The sequence below is a fragment of the Actinoallomurus sp. CA-142502 genome (assembly GCF_050936355.1).
Taxonomy (GTDB): domain Bacteria; phylum Actinomycetota; class Actinomycetes; order Streptosporangiales; family Streptosporangiaceae; genus Actinoallomurus; species Actinoallomurus iriomotensis.
The window spans coordinates 4,492,952-4,508,687 of sequence record NZ_JBNJMY010000001.1; the positions used below are offsets into that span (position 1 = coordinate 4,492,952).

Consider the following 15,736-nt stretch of genomic DNA (forward strand, 5'->3'; position numbering starts at 1 on the left):
GTCTATCTCGCGAACGGTCGGCCCGTGCCGTAACGGTCGTTCAGGCCGCCGGGGACGCAGCGTGAGCGAGCGGACACTCAGGCGCCGTACGGTGGGCGAACCCGCCCAACCGGTGCCGCCAGAACCGGCGAATTCCGCCGTCGCCGACCCGCCCCGGCTCCGCTAGAGGCCCCCTGGGCATGGCCGCCCGAGGTGGCCGGAATCGGCCGATCCCTCGCCGACCGTCACCGAACACAATGCCCCCGGAGAAAAGTGTTATCCGCCGGACCTCCGCGGCGTCTCCTGACCATGAGAGAGTTCAGTGCCGTGGTGACCCCGCCCCTGCCCAGCGTCAGGACGGTCCGCGCGGCCCAGCGTGGTGATCAGCGGGCGCTCGCGGACGTCGCCTCCGGTTGTCTTCCGCTCCTCTACAACATCGTCGGCCGGGCGTTGAACGGCCACCCGGACGTGGACGACGTCGTGCAGGAGACGGTGCTGCGCGCGCTGCGCGGCATCTCCTCGCTCCGGCGGCCCGGCGCGTTCCGTTCGTGGCTGGTCGCGGTGGCGGTCCGCCAGATCCGCGACCACCACCGGGCCCGGCCGCCCGTGACCCCGCTCGACGACGTGCCCGAGGTGGCCGACCCGGGCGGCGACTTCGCCGACGTCACGATCCTGCGGCTGAGCCTGTCCGGCCAGCGCAAGGAGATCGCCGAGGCGACCCGCTGGCTCGATCCCGACGACCGGGAACTGCTGTCGCTGTGGTGGCTCGAGGAGGGCGGCGTGCTCGACCGCGCCGACCTCGTGGCCGCGCTCGACCAGCCCGGCCCGCACGTCGCCGTACGCGTCCAGCGGATGAAGCGGCAGCTCGACCTCGCCCGCGCCATCGTACGGGCGCTCGGTGATCCGGAGCGGTGCGCCGGACTCGCGGCGCTCGCGGCGGACTGGGACGGACGGCCCGTGCCGCTGTGGCGCAAGCGGTTCGCCCGGCACATCCGCGACTGCGCGGGCTGCTCGGCCCGCTCCTCGGACCTGATCCCGGCGGAGCGGCTGCTGGCCTCGCTGCCTCTGGTGCCCGCCCCGGCCGCCCTCGCGCACCCGAGCCCGCCCGGCCACGGCCTTCCCCGTACCGGCAGGGCGGTCCACCTGCCGGTGAAGGCGCTCATCGCCGTGCCCCTGGCCGCCGGGGCCGTCGCGGGTCTCGTGGGGTTCGCCACGATCGGCCACGGCGGCGAGCGCCCCGCCGCCGCGTCCCGGCCCGCCGCCCCCCGCTCCCCGGCCGCCGCCGACCCGGCGCGCCCGCCGGTCCGTACCCCGGCCGCGCCGGCCCTGGTGCCCAAGGGCCACCCGCCGGCCGCGCACGCGGCGGGCTCGTGCGCGAAGGGTGTCGCCACCTGGAAGGCGGCGGGGGTGAGCCCGGCGCTCAAGGCCTCCGGCGCCTGCTGGTACTACGACTGGGGCGCGGACAGCACCGGGATCACCACACCGCGCGGCGTCGAGTTCGTGCCGATGATCTGGGGTGCGGACTCGGTCACCGCCACGACCCTCGCCCGGGTCAAGGCGCGGGGCCGTACGCTGCTCGGCTTCAACGAACCGGACTGGAAGGGGCAGGCGGAGATGACGCCCGCCCAGGCGCTCAAGCTGTGGCCGAAGCTCATGGGCACCGGGATGCGGCTCGGCAGCCCGGCGGTCGCGGCGAACGGCGACAAGGCGGGCGGCTGGCTGGATGAGTTCATGAGCGGTGCGGCCGCGCGCCACTACCGCGTCGACTTCATCACGCTGCACTGGTACGGCACGGACTTCACCACGCCGGACGCGGTCGCCCGGCTTCGCCGCTACGTGCGGGCGGTGTACGCGCGCTACCACAAGCCGATCTGGCTGACGGAGTTCGCGCTGATCCGCTTCGGCTCGCCCAACGTGTACCCCACGGGGCCACAGCAGGCCGCCTTCCTCAAGGCGTCGACGGCGATGCTCACGCGTCTGCACGGCGTCGAGCGCTACGCCTGGTTCGCCCTGCCGACCCCGAAGGACGGCGGCACCGGGCTGTTCACCGCGACGGGCACGCCCACGACCGTCGGCAGGGCATTCCAGGACCTGCCGCGCACTTCGCCCTGACTCGTGAGCTCGCGGGTGCCCGGTCTCCGCGGAACACGACCGACCCGGTGCCAGGTACTTACCCGACCGGCCCGGTCAGGAAGAGCCGGACGGGTACAACGACGACGGCGAGCGATCACCCAACCGCGAGAACGGACCCTGAAAATGACATCTTTCCGGCTCGATGAGGAGGCGGCGCGTGACTGGGTGACCGGCCTGATCATTGCCTATGAGCTCGCCGGGCTGAACGGCGGTGACGACGATTCCGACTTCGATTCCGACTTCGCGTCGACGCCGCAGCTCGGCATGGACTGGCGGCCGCGCGAACCCGGCCAGGAGGACGCCGTCGCCGCGCTGGTGCGCTGTGCCCAGAAACAGCCCGGAATTCTGGTTCCCGCGCAGAACGCGGAAGTGGCCATCGAATTCGTCGACGACGGGGACGACTGGAGCTATCGCTTCCTGTTCCAGGTCCGGGCGCCGGTGCCGGTGACGCTCATCTCCCCGCCCAGAGAGGTCTACCGCATCGGCGAGGACCGCGCGTTCGGCGTCGACGCGGCCATCGGAGTGCTGCGTGAGGCGGCATCGGCCGCGGCGGCCCTGCAGGAGCGGCTGGAGGCGTTCGTCGAAGCGTCCACCCGCGTCCGGCGTCCGGCTCGGTGACGACGGGATCCCGTCCGTGAACCATTCATAAGAGGCATCCGGTCGGCGTTGTCCACCCCCGTGTCCGGTTGAGGACGCGGGGCGTTCTTTACCTCCCTTTGGGTTGACCGTTTTCTGGTGAAGGATCACGATTCCCCGGGTTGACAACGTTGTCATTGACTCCGGAAGGGGAGCACATGAGGCGACCGGCGGCGCGCCTGGCGACCGCGGTGGCACTCGCCACGGCAGTGGTTCTCGGCAGCGGCCTGCCCGCCATGGCGCAGGGCCCGAAACCCTCACCCAGCACCGAATCCCAGCTTCGCAACGCTCGTACGGTCACCTGCGCCAAGGCGGCCGACGGGCGTCTGATCGACTGCCCGAAACCCCTTGCGGCCAAGGCACTGCCGAAGGCCGCCAAGGACACCTCCACCCTCGCGTCCGTGAGCGACCCCGCGACGCTCGTCGACACGCGTACCTGGACCACCGGCGGCGGCAACACCTTCCCCGGCGCCGACGTGCCGTACGGGATGATCCAGTGGAGCCCCGACACCATGCCGCACCGGAACGCGGGCGGCGGCTACAACTACGGTGACGAGGAGCTCACCGGCTACAGCCTCACGCACGTCAGCGGTCCCGGCTGCGGCGCGGCGCAGGACGTGCCGATCCTGCCGATCACCGGCGACCTGCCGAGCGGCGACCCGAACGACGCGACCACCGCCTTCACCAACGCCGGCGAGGTCGCCCAGGCCGGGTACTACTCGGCGCAGAGCAACCTTCCCGACACCATCACCACGCAGCTGACCGAGACGCCGCACAGCGCGATGGGACGCTTCACGTTCCCGTCCACCACGCAGGCCGGCTTCCTCATCAAGCTCATGGACAGCCAGAACGGCGACTCCGCGTCCAGCGCGCGGATCGTCGGCACCAACGAGATCAAGGGCTCGGACACGAGCGGCGGCTTCTGCGGCGACTCGCACCAGTACACGGTGTACTACGACATCGTCTTCGACCACCCGTTCACCACGTCGAAGGTGATCACGGGATCGGGTTCGAGCCCGCAGGCGGTGTCGGTCGGGTTCGACGCCACCAAGACCCCGACGGTCCAGGCGAAGGTCGGCATCTCGTACGTGAGCGCCGACAACGCGAACCTGAACTGGCGTACGGAGAACCCGGGCTGGAACTTCGACGCGGTCAAGAAGGCCGCGCAGAAGTCCTGGAACAGCCTGCTGGGCCGGATCAACGTGTCCGGTGGTTCCACCGCGACCACCCAGGAGTTCTACAGCCTGCTCTACAAGGACTTCCTCCAGCCGAACATCACCAGTGACGTCAACGGCCAGTTCATGGGCTCCGACGTCAAGACGCACTCGGTGTCGGGAAGCCAGAAGCAGCAGTACGGCATGTACTCCGGCTGGGACACGTACCACTCGCTCGCCCAGCTCCAGGCGATGCTGACGCCGAAGGAGGCGAGCGACCAGGCGCAGTCCCAGGTCAACTACTACGCCGAGAACGGCATCATCCAGCAGTGGGGCTACCTCCACCTGGACAACTGGGTGATGGCCGGCGACCCGGGCACGGCCCTGATCGCGGACTACTACGCGTTCGGCGCGAAGGACTTCGACGGCAAGACGGCGCTCGCCGACATGCTCAAGCAGGCCTACTCCGTCAATGACGTACGGCCGGGTGAGGCGCTGGAGGAGAAGTACGGCTACATGCCGGAGGACGGGACGTACGGCTGCTGCAACCCGCACGCCCAGGTGTCCTCATTGCTGGAGTACGACAACGCCGACTTCGCGCTGTCCCGCTTCGCGGCGTCCCTCGGCGACTCCGCCAACGCGGCGAAGCTGCAGGACCGCGCGAACAACTGGGCGAACGTCTTCAACACCTCGACGGGCCTGCTGACGCCACGCCTCACCAACGGTGCGTTCCTCAGCGGCATCACGCCGTCGACGACGAGCCACTACATCGAGGGGAGCGCCGAGGAGTACCTCTGGGACGTGCCGAACGACTACGCCGGTCTGTTCTCGCTCCTGGGCGGTTCGTCGAAGGTCAAGCCGGCGCTGCGCAAGTTCCTGTCCCGGCCGGACGGGTACGGCGAGTACGCCCAGCTGTCCAACGAGTTCAGCTTCGGTGAGGAGTACGCGCTGGACTACGCGGGCGACCCGGCAGGGGCTCAGCAGGCCGCCAACACCCTGCGGTACGGCCTCTACCTGCCCGGCCCGTCCGGTCTGCCGGACAACGACGACCTGGGCGCGAACAGCTCCGCGTTCGTCTGGTCGATGCTGGGGATGTACCCGGAGAACCCGGGCAGCGACACGCTGGTCTTCGGCAGCCCCGGCTTCCCGCACGCGACGATCTCGCTGCCGAGCGGGAAGACCATCAAGATCAACGCTCCGAACGCCTCGCCGTCGGAGTACTACGTCAAGTCGATGAAGCTCAACGGGAAGGCGAACAGCAAGCTGTACGTGCCGTTCTCGACGCTGGCCAAGGGCGCGACGCTGGACTGGACGATGAGCCCGACGGAGACGTCGTGGGGGACCGGGGCGGACAACGCCCCGCCGTCGTACGGCCCGACGTTCGCCGCCATCGGCTCGACGAACCCGTCGTCGCTGATCCTCTCGCCGGGCGAGTCGGCGAAGACGACGCTGACGGTCAAGTCGGTCGCCTCGGCCGACCAGTCGGTGCAGTGGACCGCCACGGCGCCGTCGGGCGTCACGGTCAGCCCGTCGAGCGGAACACTCAAGGTGTCACCGGACGGCAGCGCGAGCGCGGACCTTACGGTGGCGGCCGGTGACGTGGACGGGAACTATCCGGTGAAGTTCACTCTGACCAGCGCGGCGGGGAAGATCCTGCCGGTGTCGCTGTCGGTCATCGTGGCCAAGCCGGGCGACCTGGGCCCGTTCTACGACAACACCGGCATCAGCGACGACAGCGCCCCGTCCTCCGCCAACTATGACGGCGGTGGATGGAGCTACTCGTCGCAGGCGCTGACCGCGGCGGGCCTGACGCCGGGCGCCTCGGTGACCGCGGGCGGCCTGACCTACCAGTGGCCCGACGTGGCGGCCGGCAAACCGGACAACATCACGGTGGGCGGCCAGACCATCCCGGTGAGCGCCCCCGCGGGAGCGACGAAGCTGGGCTTCCTGGGCAGCGCGTACAACGCGGGCACGGAAGGCTCATCCGGCACGGCGACGATCACGTACACGGACGGGTCGACGTCGACGGCGTCGCTCGGCTTCAGCGACTGGACCCTGTCGGCGGGCAAGGGCACGCCGTCGTTCGGAAACGTGATCGCGGGAACCGCCGCATACCGCAACCACACGAGCGGAAAGGACAACGTGAAGACGTACGTCTTCGCCCAGACCATCCCGATCAGCAGCGGAAAGACGGTCGCCAGCGTGACCCTGCCGCCGTCCCTGAGCCAGGGTTCGATCGGCGTCTTCGCCATCGCGGCCGGCTGACCCGGTAGCCGAAAGGCCGGGGCCGATGACGGCCCCGGCCTTTTCCGTGCCGGGGGTCAGCGGGACGAAGCGCCGTCGTTCCCCAGGTGCCGGACCCCGCGTGGGGTGAGGAGCTTGCGGACCATGCCGAGCAGCGCGTCGGCCACCAGGGCGAGCACCGCGACCCACAGGGCCGCCGCGATCACGCCGGACAGGCCGTACGCGACCTGGTTGAGGATGATGTCGCCCAGACCGCCGCCGCCGGCGACGGCGGCCAGCGTGGCGCTGGAGATGACGTACACGACCGCGATGCGGATGCCGGTGAACAGCACGGGCAGCGCGAGGGGCAGCTCGATGCGGAACAGGATCTGCCATGGGGTGAGACCCATTCCGCGAGCCGCCCGTACGAGGTCGGGGTCCACCTGCTCCACCGCGAGGTAGGCGTTGGTGAGGATGGGCGGCACCGCCATGATCACCAACGCGACGAGGACGTTGGTGAAGCCGATGCCGAGCAGGCCGAGGAAGATCGCGATGAGCGCGAGGCTGGGCAGCGCGCGGCCCACGTTGGAGACGCTGATCGCGATGAAGCCGCCCCTGCGCCGGTGGCCGAGCCAGATGCCCAGCGGGGCGGCGATGACCAGCGCGACCACGAAGGCCGCCGCGGAGAGCACGAGGTGGCTCCAGGCCTTGCCGAGCAGCAGGCCGAGATGTCCGCCCATGAAGGTGAAGCTGTCGAGGAAGGTGTTCATCAGACGGCCCTACGCGCGTGAGTCCACGGGGTGAGCAGGCGGCCGACGAGGACGATCAGGCCGTCCGCGGCGAGCGCGAGTGCGACGGCGAGGGCGCCGGCGGCCACGAACTGGGTGTTGAAGGGCGACTGCAGACCCTGCAGGATCGGTGACCCGAGCCCCTGGTCGATGATGAACGCCGCGATCTCGACGGTGCTGATGGTGGTGACGGTCGCGATCCGCAGCCCGCTGAGGATCGAGGGGATCGCCAGCGGCAGTTCGATCCGCACCAGGATCTGCCGGCGCGTCAGCCCCATCCCCTCGCCGACCCGCCGGACGTCGGGTGGCACCTCGCGCAGGCCGGTCAGGGTGTTCTTGAACAGCACCATGAGCGTGTAGGCGACCAACGCGATCTCGACGGTGAGCACCGAGACGCCGGTGCCCGGGACGAGCAGCTCGAACAGCGCCAGCGGCGGGATCGTGTAGAGGAACGCGGTGAACCCGCCGACCGGCCGTTCCAGCCAGCCCTTGAAGTGGGCCAGCAGGGCGGCCGCGAAGGCGAGGACGAAACCGATCCCCACCGCCATGACGGTGAGCCGGACGTGCTGGACCAGGGCGGGCCAGAAGACGCTGTCCCAGTTGGCGGTGAACCAGTCGGCGCAGAAGAAGCCATTGTCCTGGACGCAGCGGCTGACCGGGCCGAAGTCCGGAATCACCGGGTGGGGTCCGGCGGCGGCGATCATGCCACCTCCCCTTCGTGCGGTGCCGGGCGTCCGGCCTCCGCGCGGATCAGGTCGAGGGTCACGGTCCCGACGAGGCGCCCGTCGCCGTCCGCGACCGGCAGCCGGTCCGTACCCGACGTCATCAACGCGGACAGGGCCGTGTGGAGGGTCTCCGTGGCCGCGAGCGGCGCCGTGTCCGGCGTGGCGTCCGCGGGCTCCAGCGGAAGGTCGCCCACACGCCGCAGGGTGAGCGCCTTGAGTCCCCGGTCGGCTCCGATGAAACGAGCGACGAAGTCGTCGGCGGGAGCGGTGAGGATCCGCTCGGGGGCGTCGTACTGCACCAGGTGGCCGCCCTCGCGGAAGATCGCGATGCGATCCCCCATCTTGACCGCCTCGTCCATGTCGTGGCTGACGAAGAGGGTGGTCTTGCGGACCTGCTCGTGCAGCCGCAGGAACTCATCCTGCATGTGCTCGCGGGTGATCGGGTCGAGCGCGCCGAAGGGTTCGTCCATGAGCATCACCGGCGGGTCCGCGGCGAGCGCCCGTGCGATTCCGACCCGCTGCCGCTGCCCGCCCGACAGCTGAGCCGGATAGCGGCCGCCGTACTCCCGGGGTGGGAGCCCGACGAGGTCGAGCAGCTCGCGTACGCGGTCCCGGATGCGGTCCCGCTTCCAGCCGAGGACCTGCGGCACGGTGGCCACGTTCTCCTCGATGGTCATGTGCGGGAACAGCCCGATCTGCTGGATGACATAGCCGATGCGGCGGCGCAGGCCCGTCGCGTCCTGCTCGGCCACGCTGACGCCGTCGATGCGGATGTCGCCCGAGGTGGGCTCGACCAGACGGTTCACCATGGTCAGAGCGGTCGTCTTGCCGCTGCCGGACGGACCGAGCAGCACGCAGATCTCTCCGGCCGGCACCGTCATCGACAGCTCGTCCACGGCGGGGGCCGGGGCGCCTCGGTACACCTTGGTCGCCCGGTCGAAGACGATCTCGGCCGCGCTCTGCCCTTGGTTCGCCATGAGGTCCTTCTCCATTCGTACGTCCGTCGGCGGGCGCGAGACGCGGCTCACGTCAGGTGGTTGGCCACGAGGAACCGGCGGGCCACCTCGGCCGGGCTGAGGCGCTTGATCGCGACGGCCTCGTTGAGCGCCTGCATCGCCGGCTCCGTGAGCAGCGCGTCGACCTGGTCGAGCGGCTCGGTCAGCCGGGTCCCGTACCGCTCGACGAGTTGCCGGCGGATGACCGGCGCCACGTTCTGGAAGCCGAACACGTGCTTGTCGTCCTCGAGGATCGTGAAGTCGTAGTGGCGCAGCTGCGGGTCGGTGGTGAACACGTCGGCGGCCTGCACCTTGCCGGTCTGCAGCGCCGGGTACTGCAGGCCGATGTTCAGCGGCCGTACCTTCATCCGGTGCAGGCCGTAGGCCTTGACGATCGCGTCGTAGCCGAGCGGGCCGGTGATGTTGTCCGGATATTCCGCGTACGAGATGTCGCCCATGCGTGTCAGGTCGGCGATGGTCCGCAGGTTGTACCGCCGGGCGTCCGAGGTGCGTACGGCCACGGCGTTGCGGTTCTGGAAGGGCGTCGACGCGAGCAGGGTCAGCCCGCGGGTCTCCTCGTAGCGCTTGGCCGCCGCGTACGTGCCCTCCGCGGTGTCCGGGAGTGTCTTCGCGGTCGCCAGGCTCTGCAGGATCACGCCGGTGTACTCGGGGTACAGGTCGAGCTCCCGGCTCCGTACGGCACGGTCGATGAGGGTGGCGCTGCCGACGTTGGACTTGAGCGCCACCCGGAACCCGCGGGCGGTCAGCACCTGCGCGTACAGCTCGCCCATCACCCACGACTCGCTGAACTCCTTGGAACCGATGGTGATCGTGGGTCCGCTGCCGGCTACCGACCAGGCGGAGGCGCCGACGCAGGCGCCCGCCGCGACCAGCAGTCCGCCCGTCAGGAAGGTCCGGCGCCTCATCAGACTCCCGTCCTCGGGATGACGGCGTTCCAGGTCCGATGGAAGACGCGCTCGTCCCCCTCGTAGGCGGTGAGACCGTTGCTCACCGAGAACGCCTCCGCGTCACCGCTCATCCGGCTGTAGGTGACGATCCGGGTGCGCCACTCACCGCGGCCGATCTCCTCGGTGCGCTCGCACTCCACGAGAGCCGACGCGGGGTCGCCCTCGGTCAGGGTGAAGCGGTCGACCGAGTCCGCTCGCCGGTATCCGCCGTCGGTGAGGTCGGTGAAGCGGCCGTCGTCCCCGCGCAGCGTGATCTCGATCCGGCCCGCGACGGGGTCGTACCGGACCGTACGATCCGAGGTTCCCGGCTCCTGCCGGATGGGGGCGGGCGGGTCGGCGAGCGGCGGCCCGTACGGGCGCAGCCGCGCGTCCTCAGGCCGGCCGGGGCGTTCGGGCAGGTGGAGGGCTGATGGGCCACCGGGTGACAGCGTCACGGTGACGGGCTCCGGCGACGGCCACGCGAGCGGCCAGTACGCCGCCGACACCGACACGCGGATGCGGTGGCCGGTGGCGAAGGCGTGCGCGGTCGCGATCAACGGCACCGTCACGTCGTACGCCCGGCCGGGGTCGAGCGGCCGGGACCGTTCGTGCCCGTCCCGGTGGGTGAGGTTGAGCAGCCCCCGCGTCACCAGCCGCGAGGAGCCGTCCGGCGCCACGTCGCACAGCCGTACGGCGAGAAGAGCGGCCGGCCGGTCGGCGGTGACCCGCAGGCCGACCGAGGGGACGCCCAGGATCTCCACCCGCTCCGCCAGCGGGTCCGAGGTGAACGTGTGGGACAGGCCGTCATCGGCGCCCTGCGGCAGGAACTGCCCGGCGGCGTCACCGAACTGCAGCCAGCTTCCGCCGTACGCCCCGACCGTGCGCGGGCTTTCGAGCGGAATCTCGGCGTCCTTTCGCGGGTCGGTGCGGATGGCCGGGCCGAGGCTGTCCCCGGCGAGCGGGTACTCGCCCGCGTCGAGACGCGGCGACGGCCAGGCGTCCTCGGCGACCCAGCGTCCGGGCCGTTCGTCGAGATCGGCACCGGGCGCCGCCCACTCGGGCATCCAGGCGCGCAGCGCCGGCTCGTCCATCACGCCGGTGTCCCGGCCCCGCAGCCACTGGTCGAACCAGCGGATGACCTCGGCGTGGAAGTCGATGGCAGGCCCGGGCACGCCCTGGTGCGGGTAGTTGTGCGCCCACGGCCCGATGAGGCCGCGCGCGGGAGCGTCCAGCCCTTCGAGCAGGCGCAGCACGGCACCGCAGTAGGAGTCGTACCAGCCGCCCACCGCGAAGACGGCGGCCTCGATCGCGCCGTAGTCCTCGCAGACCGAACCGTGTTTCCAGTACGCGTCCCGCTCCTGGTGGGCGAGCCACTCCTCGATGTAGGCCGGAGTGTCGTTCATCCGCCGCAGCCACTGCTCCCGCCAGCCGGCGCCGACGACCGCGGGGTCCGGCGGCCGCGCGTTGAAGGCGAGCATGGTCGAGGCCCACGGCAGCATCTCGGAGGCGATCAGCGCGCCGCCGGTGTAGTGCACGTCCTCGGCGTAGCGATCGTCGGTCGAGCAGACGGTGACGATGGCCTTCAGCGCGGGCGGCCGGAGCGCGGCGATCTGCAGACCGTTGAAGCCGCCCCACGACTTGCCGATCATCCCGACGTTTCCGTCGCACCACGGCTGCTTCGACAGCCAGTCGATGACCTCGACCCCGTCGGTGAGCTCCAGCTGCGCGTACTCGTCCTGCATCTGGCCGTCGGAGTCGCCGCTGCCCCGCAGGTCGACCCGCACGGAGACGTACCCGGCGCGGGCGAACTGCGCGTGGAGGCTGTTGTCCCGCGCGGCGGTGAAGTCATTCTTGCGATAGGGGATGTACTCGAGGATCACCGGGCACGGTCGGCGCTCGGCGTGGGCCGGCATCCAGATCCGCGCGGCGAGGCGCGTGCCGTCCGCCAGCGGAATCCATACGTGTCGCAGGACCCGGACCGAAGGTGTGCTGTCCGCCGTGGCACTCGAGTTCGACACCTACCGCATCCTCCATCGGCCAGGGGGCAAGTCCGCAATATCGGCGTATCTTGCCAGGTATCTTCGGGCGGACCAAAACCGGCCTCCGGCGGAACCGCAGTGCTGTGGCCTGGATCGACGAGCGTCCGTCGCCTTCCGTGCGACGCGGGAACCGCTTCATGGCGGCGACAGCGAGCCCGCTCGCGGGCGACTCGGTCATTGACTTGACGGATTCTGTCGTCAATAGTCAATCATGTCGTTATCGCGGACCGCTCGTTTCCTGCTGTCGGCCCTCCTGCCGCTCGTGGCCGTCGTGATCTCCGCGCCGACCGGTGCGAGTGCGGCCGCCGCGTCGATCTGCGACCGGTACTGCGACGGTCGCGACCCCGCGCTCACCGTCGGGGACCGTACGCCCGTCCAGGCCACCATTTACTCGCGGCGGATCGTGCTGCATCTCGACGACGCCGACGACATGGCCTGGGGGAGCATCGACACCGGCAACCCGGGCGACGAGGTGTGGCTGGACCGTTCGTTCGACGGCGGCCGGAGCTGGAGCCAGGGCAGCAGGCTCGGCGACACCACGGTCCCGAGCGGTCAGCGCGGCCGGCGCACGCTCATGTACAACGTCGACGACTGGAACAACCGGGGCGTCGGCGCGATCCGCGCCTGCGGAAAGGCCGGCGACCGCGCCGAGATCGCCTGCACACCGTGGGCGCGTACGACCTGGAACGCCGGCATCCGGTCGACCGCCGCGGCCACCGCGCTGATGGAGTTCTACGGCAACGGCACCGGGCTGTGGGCCACCACCAACTGGTGGAACTCCGCGAACGCGCTCACCGCGATCATCGACAACATCCGGGTCAGCGGAATGGGCAGCTACAAGTACGCGGTCGCCACGACGTACGACGCCAACCTGTCCGCGCAGGGCGGGCAGTTCCGCAACGACTACCTGGACGACACCGGCTGGTGGGGCCTGGCCTGGGTGGACGCCTACGACCTGACCGGCGACAGCCGCTACCTGAACACCGCCCGCGCCGACGCGGACTGGATGACGTCCTACGCCGACGGCGTCTGCGGCGGCGGCGTCTACTGGCGCACCCAGCGCGACTACAAGAACGCCATCCCCAACGAGCTGTACCTGCAGCTGACAGCCGCCCTGCACAACCGCATCCCCGGCGACACGGCCTACCTGAACCTGGCGACCAAGGAGTGGTCGTGGTTCAAGGCCTCCGGAATGATCAACTCCTCCCACCTGATCAACGACGGCCTGGACCTGTCGACGTGTAAGAACAACGGCCAGCCGGTCTACTCGTACAACCAGGGCGTCATCCTGACCGGCCTCACCGAGCTGTACCGGGCCACCGGGGACGCGAGCCTGCTCACCTCCGCGCGCGGGCTCGCCGACGCCTCCACGACCGACCCGGCGCTGAACCCGAACGGCATCCTCGCCGACCCGGGCGAACCGCAGTCCAACGGGGGAGCGGACGGCCCGTCGTTCAAGGGCGTGTACGCGCGCGGGCTGGCCGCGCTCAACAAGGCGCTCGGCGACCACCCGTACACCGCCTATCTGAACCGGCAGGCGGACTCGGCGTACGCCCACGACCGCAACGCCCTCGACCAGTACGGCTATCACTGGGCCGGGCCGTTGGACTCCACCGACGCGGCCCGTCAGCAGAGCGCCGTGGACCTGATGAACGCCACCGCCGCCGGCGGCACGTGACGGCCTCCGGCTCCGGGACGGAACCCGCGCGGTGATCCACGAGTCCAAGCATCGGATCGGGGGATGTGCGGAAGCAGGACATCCGGCGTGATCCGGTCGGCGTACGGCCGTCCGGATCACGCCGCGTCCGAGACAGCCGAATAGGAGAGAGTTCGTGGTCTACGGAGCACCGCCACCCCAGGGGCCAACTCCCGGAGGACCGCCTTTTCCCCCGCCCGGCGGGCCGGGCTTCCCGCCTCCGATCCCGCCGCGCCGGAGCCGGGGACCGCTGATCGGGGTGATCGCCGCCGTCGCCCTCCTTGTCGTCGTCGGCGCGGTCGTCATCGTGCTCACGACCGGCGGGGACGAGCACCCGGCCGCGGCCCCGACGAGCGCCGCGCCGACGCCGAGCCCTCCCGCGACAACCACCCCCACGCCCACGCCGACCAACCAGTTCCCGCCGACGGTGCCGGGCTGGCAGGTGATCGTGGCCTCCCAGAAGAACGGCCTGTCGTACGACGTGCCGGCCGACTGGGAGAACAAGGGTGAGGGCAGCATGATCGGCCTGGACGACGGCAGCGCCGTCCCCGAGACCGCCGTGGACTACAGCGCGGAGTCCGAGAAAGGCGACTGCAGACTCGGCGGCGCGGGCTTCCGCGCGTCGGACGTGGACAGCGTCAAGGACTCGGTGGTCCAGGGCGCCCGCATGTGGGCGAAGGCCGCCGCCCGCAAGCAGGCCTCCCCGCGGCAGAGCATCGGCGCCCCGCAGAGGATGAAGCTCAGGAGCGGGGGATGGGTCGAACAGATCACCGCCCGGGTCACGACGGCCCCGGACAGGGACAACTGCGGCTCAACGGGCACGACCATCCACATGGTCGCGCTGCCGGTGACCGGCGGCGGCTCGCTCAGGTTCGTCCTCTACGTCCACACGGGCCAACCGGGTGCCCTCAGCGACGCGGACATGGACAAGGTGGTCCACAGCGTCCGCCTCGCCAAGTGACCCTTCTGGTAGGTATCTTCTGCCGAATCTCGCGCAGGAGCAGTCGTCAGCCGGCCGACAGGCTGATCGCTCGCTGATGTAGTCCCATCCGGTTGGGTCTTCCGTCTCGGGCGGACAGCAGGGCTATCGCCGCTGCCGCGAACAAGGGTGCCGTGGAGTCGTCAACCGAGACCATTGAGAGTCGGTCTGACGCCCCACCGGCGACGGCCGCCTCAGATGAGGCGACCACCGCCATGGAGTTGGGTGAGGCGGATGACGGAGAGCTGTCGGACTCCGATGCTGATACGCAGACCGAGGATGTACAGAGCAGGACGATCACTGGTGACGGACTGCCCGATGACAACATCCGTGCGGCTGTTCTCGAAGACGCTGTAGTCGAGCGAGGTCTTCTCGACCGCCTCAAACAGGCGGCATCCAAGCTCGATCGAAGCGACGTCCCGCATGAACTGTCCGAGACCGTCGACAGGCCGGACTTCCAAGACCCCGGTGAGAAGCCGGAGCGTGTACCGGATCGCTACAGCACACCGTTGGAGCGACCTGATGGGACGCGTACACCGCTCTTCGATGGAGTGCCTGTCCGAGAGCAGACCAAGCAAGGTGTTCTTGGTGACTGCGGGATCATCGCCACTCTCGGAGCCGTCGCCGGGCATCGACCAGATGCCATCCGTGAATGTGTGCGCGAGGGGAATGACGGGAATTATCAGGTATGTCTCCACGAGGCCAAATACTCGATGTCGCGCATGCGATATGAACCCACCGGTAGAACCATCAATCTCGTCGTGACTCCTGAGCTGCCGATTCACGACGACGAGCCCGAGAGGCCTTCGCTCGCTGATGCGGGCGGTGTCGGGGCCGCGTGGGCTCCGGTGCTGGAGAAAGCCATTGCGGGAGTCGACCAGACATGGAGTGATGGACGTCGGGAGAAGTGGGGGGAGCGCTGGAAGGTTCAGGGAGGGGGAAGGGACCTGCCGACCGGCTATGTTCGGCTCAACCAGGGCAGCAATCCAAGTGATCGCGCTGAACTGCTCACCCAGCTGACCGGGAGTCCTGCGCGAACGTTCGAGCTTCCGACCGGCTATGACCTCAATGGTCGAAGCGCCGACCGGCAACTCAAGTACTCTGGAGTAGTCGTGTCAGTTACTGAGATTCATCTGGGACAAGGTCGTCAACGAAACACTTCGCTTGGTAGTTTCGGTGTGGTGTACGTAAATCCCGGAAAAGACGGGGACCCTCCCGAAGTCCTCCTTAGTGTGGACACAGACGACGAGCAAGATTTTAAATTGCGTCCTGGTGACACCTTCCCGGTTCGAGACCAGACCTGGAAGCTCGATCGCGTAGAAACTTCCAGTGGTAGCGACTGGACCGTCGTACTGACAAGAGTCGAGTGACGCGAGTGGAGCACCGCGCGCCCTGGAGCAGAGCACCGCGGACGATTCAGGTAGCCTGACAGGCGTGTTCAC

General features: G+C 69.6%; 11 protein-coding genes. 6 read left to right on the forward strand and 5 right to left on the reverse strand.

Going from position 1 to position 15,736, the window contains the following annotated elements; translation table 11 throughout:
• Nucleotides 1–288 precede the first annotated feature (288 nt).
• The 3 genes from ACQEV1_RS21605 (at nt 289) to ACQEV1_RS21615 (ending at nt 6,167) form a co-directional block, all read left to right on the forward strand.
• Nucleotides 289–2,091, forward strand: a complete 1,803-nt coding sequence (locus tag ACQEV1_RS21605) for a sigma-70 family RNA polymerase sigma factor (RefSeq protein ID WP_433395571.1) — start codon at nt 289–291, stop codon at nt 2,089–2,091.
• 186 nt (nt 2,092–2,277) lie between these two features.
• Nucleotides 2,278–2,730, forward strand: coding sequence for a hypothetical protein (locus ACQEV1_RS21610; RefSeq protein WP_285619809.1), 453 nt, complete (start codon nt 2,278–2,280; stop codon nt 2,728–2,730).
• A gap of 176 nt (nt 2,731–2,906) precedes the next feature.
• Nucleotides 2,907–6,167: a GH92 family glycosyl hydrolase gene (locus ACQEV1_RS21615; protein ID WP_433395573.1), complete on the forward strand. Its 3,261-nt coding sequence runs from the start codon at nt 2,907–2,909 to the stop codon at nt 6,165–6,167.
• Between the two features lie 56 nt (nt 6,168–6,223).
• Here the strand turns inward: ACQEV1_RS21615 and ACQEV1_RS21620 are convergent, their stop codons facing one another.
• From ACQEV1_RS21620 to ACQEV1_RS21640, 5 genes are read right to left on the reverse strand one after another with little or no spacing between them, the layout of a single operon-like run.
• Nucleotides 6,224–6,895, reverse strand: a complete 672-nt coding sequence (locus tag ACQEV1_RS21620; RefSeq protein ID WP_285619806.1) for an ABC transporter permease — start codon at nt 6,893–6,895, stop codon at nt 6,224–6,226.
• A complete protein-coding gene (locus ACQEV1_RS21625) occupies nt 6,895–7,617 on the reverse strand; it encodes an ABC transporter permease (protein WP_433395576.1) in 723 nt (240 codons plus the stop codon). Before ACQEV1_RS21625 ends, ACQEV1_RS21620 begins: the two co-directional genes overlap by 1 nt.
• A complete protein-coding gene (locus ACQEV1_RS21630; RefSeq protein ID WP_285619804.1) occupies nt 7,614–8,630 on the reverse strand; it encodes an ABC transporter ATP-binding protein in 1,017 nt (338 codons plus the stop codon). Before ACQEV1_RS21630 ends, ACQEV1_RS21625 begins: the two co-directional genes overlap by 4 nt.
• 32 nt (nt 8,631–8,662) lie before the next feature.
• Nucleotides 8,663–9,559 carry a glycine betaine ABC transporter substrate-binding protein gene (locus tag ACQEV1_RS21635; RefSeq protein ID WP_285619803.1) on the reverse strand — a complete coding sequence of 299 codons (897 nt, stop codon included), beginning with the start codon at nt 9,557–9,559 and terminating at the stop codon, nt 8,663–8,665.
• Entirely contained in the window at nt 9,559–11,598 is a 2,040-nt protein-coding gene (locus ACQEV1_RS21640) for a CocE/NonD family hydrolase (RefSeq protein WP_433395579.1), read from the reverse strand. Before ACQEV1_RS21640 ends, ACQEV1_RS21635 begins: the two co-directional genes overlap by 1 nt.
• Before the next feature lie 232 nt (nt 11,599–11,830).
• Between ACQEV1_RS21640 and ACQEV1_RS21645 the strand changes: the two genes are divergently transcribed.
• The 3 genes from ACQEV1_RS21645 to ACQEV1_RS21655 all read left to right on the forward strand — a co-directional run bounded on the left by ACQEV1_RS21645 (nt 11,831) and on the right by ACQEV1_RS21655 (nt 15,664).
• Nucleotides 11,831–13,297, forward strand: coding sequence for a glycoside hydrolase family 76 protein (locus ACQEV1_RS21645; RefSeq protein ID WP_433395581.1), 1,467 nt, complete (start codon nt 11,831–11,833; stop codon nt 13,295–13,297).
• A gap of 277 nt (nt 13,298–13,574) precedes the next feature.
• A complete protein-coding gene (locus ACQEV1_RS21650; RefSeq protein WP_433395583.1) occupies nt 13,575–14,276 on the forward strand; it encodes a hypothetical protein in 702 nt (233 codons plus the stop codon).
• Between the two features lie 233 nt (nt 14,277–14,509).
• Nucleotides 14,510–15,664: a DUF6406 domain-containing protein gene (locus tag ACQEV1_RS21655; protein ID WP_433395585.1), complete on the forward strand. Its 1,155-nt coding sequence runs from the start codon at nt 14,510–14,512 to the stop codon at nt 15,662–15,664.
• Nucleotides 15,665–15,736 lie beyond the last annotated feature (72 nt).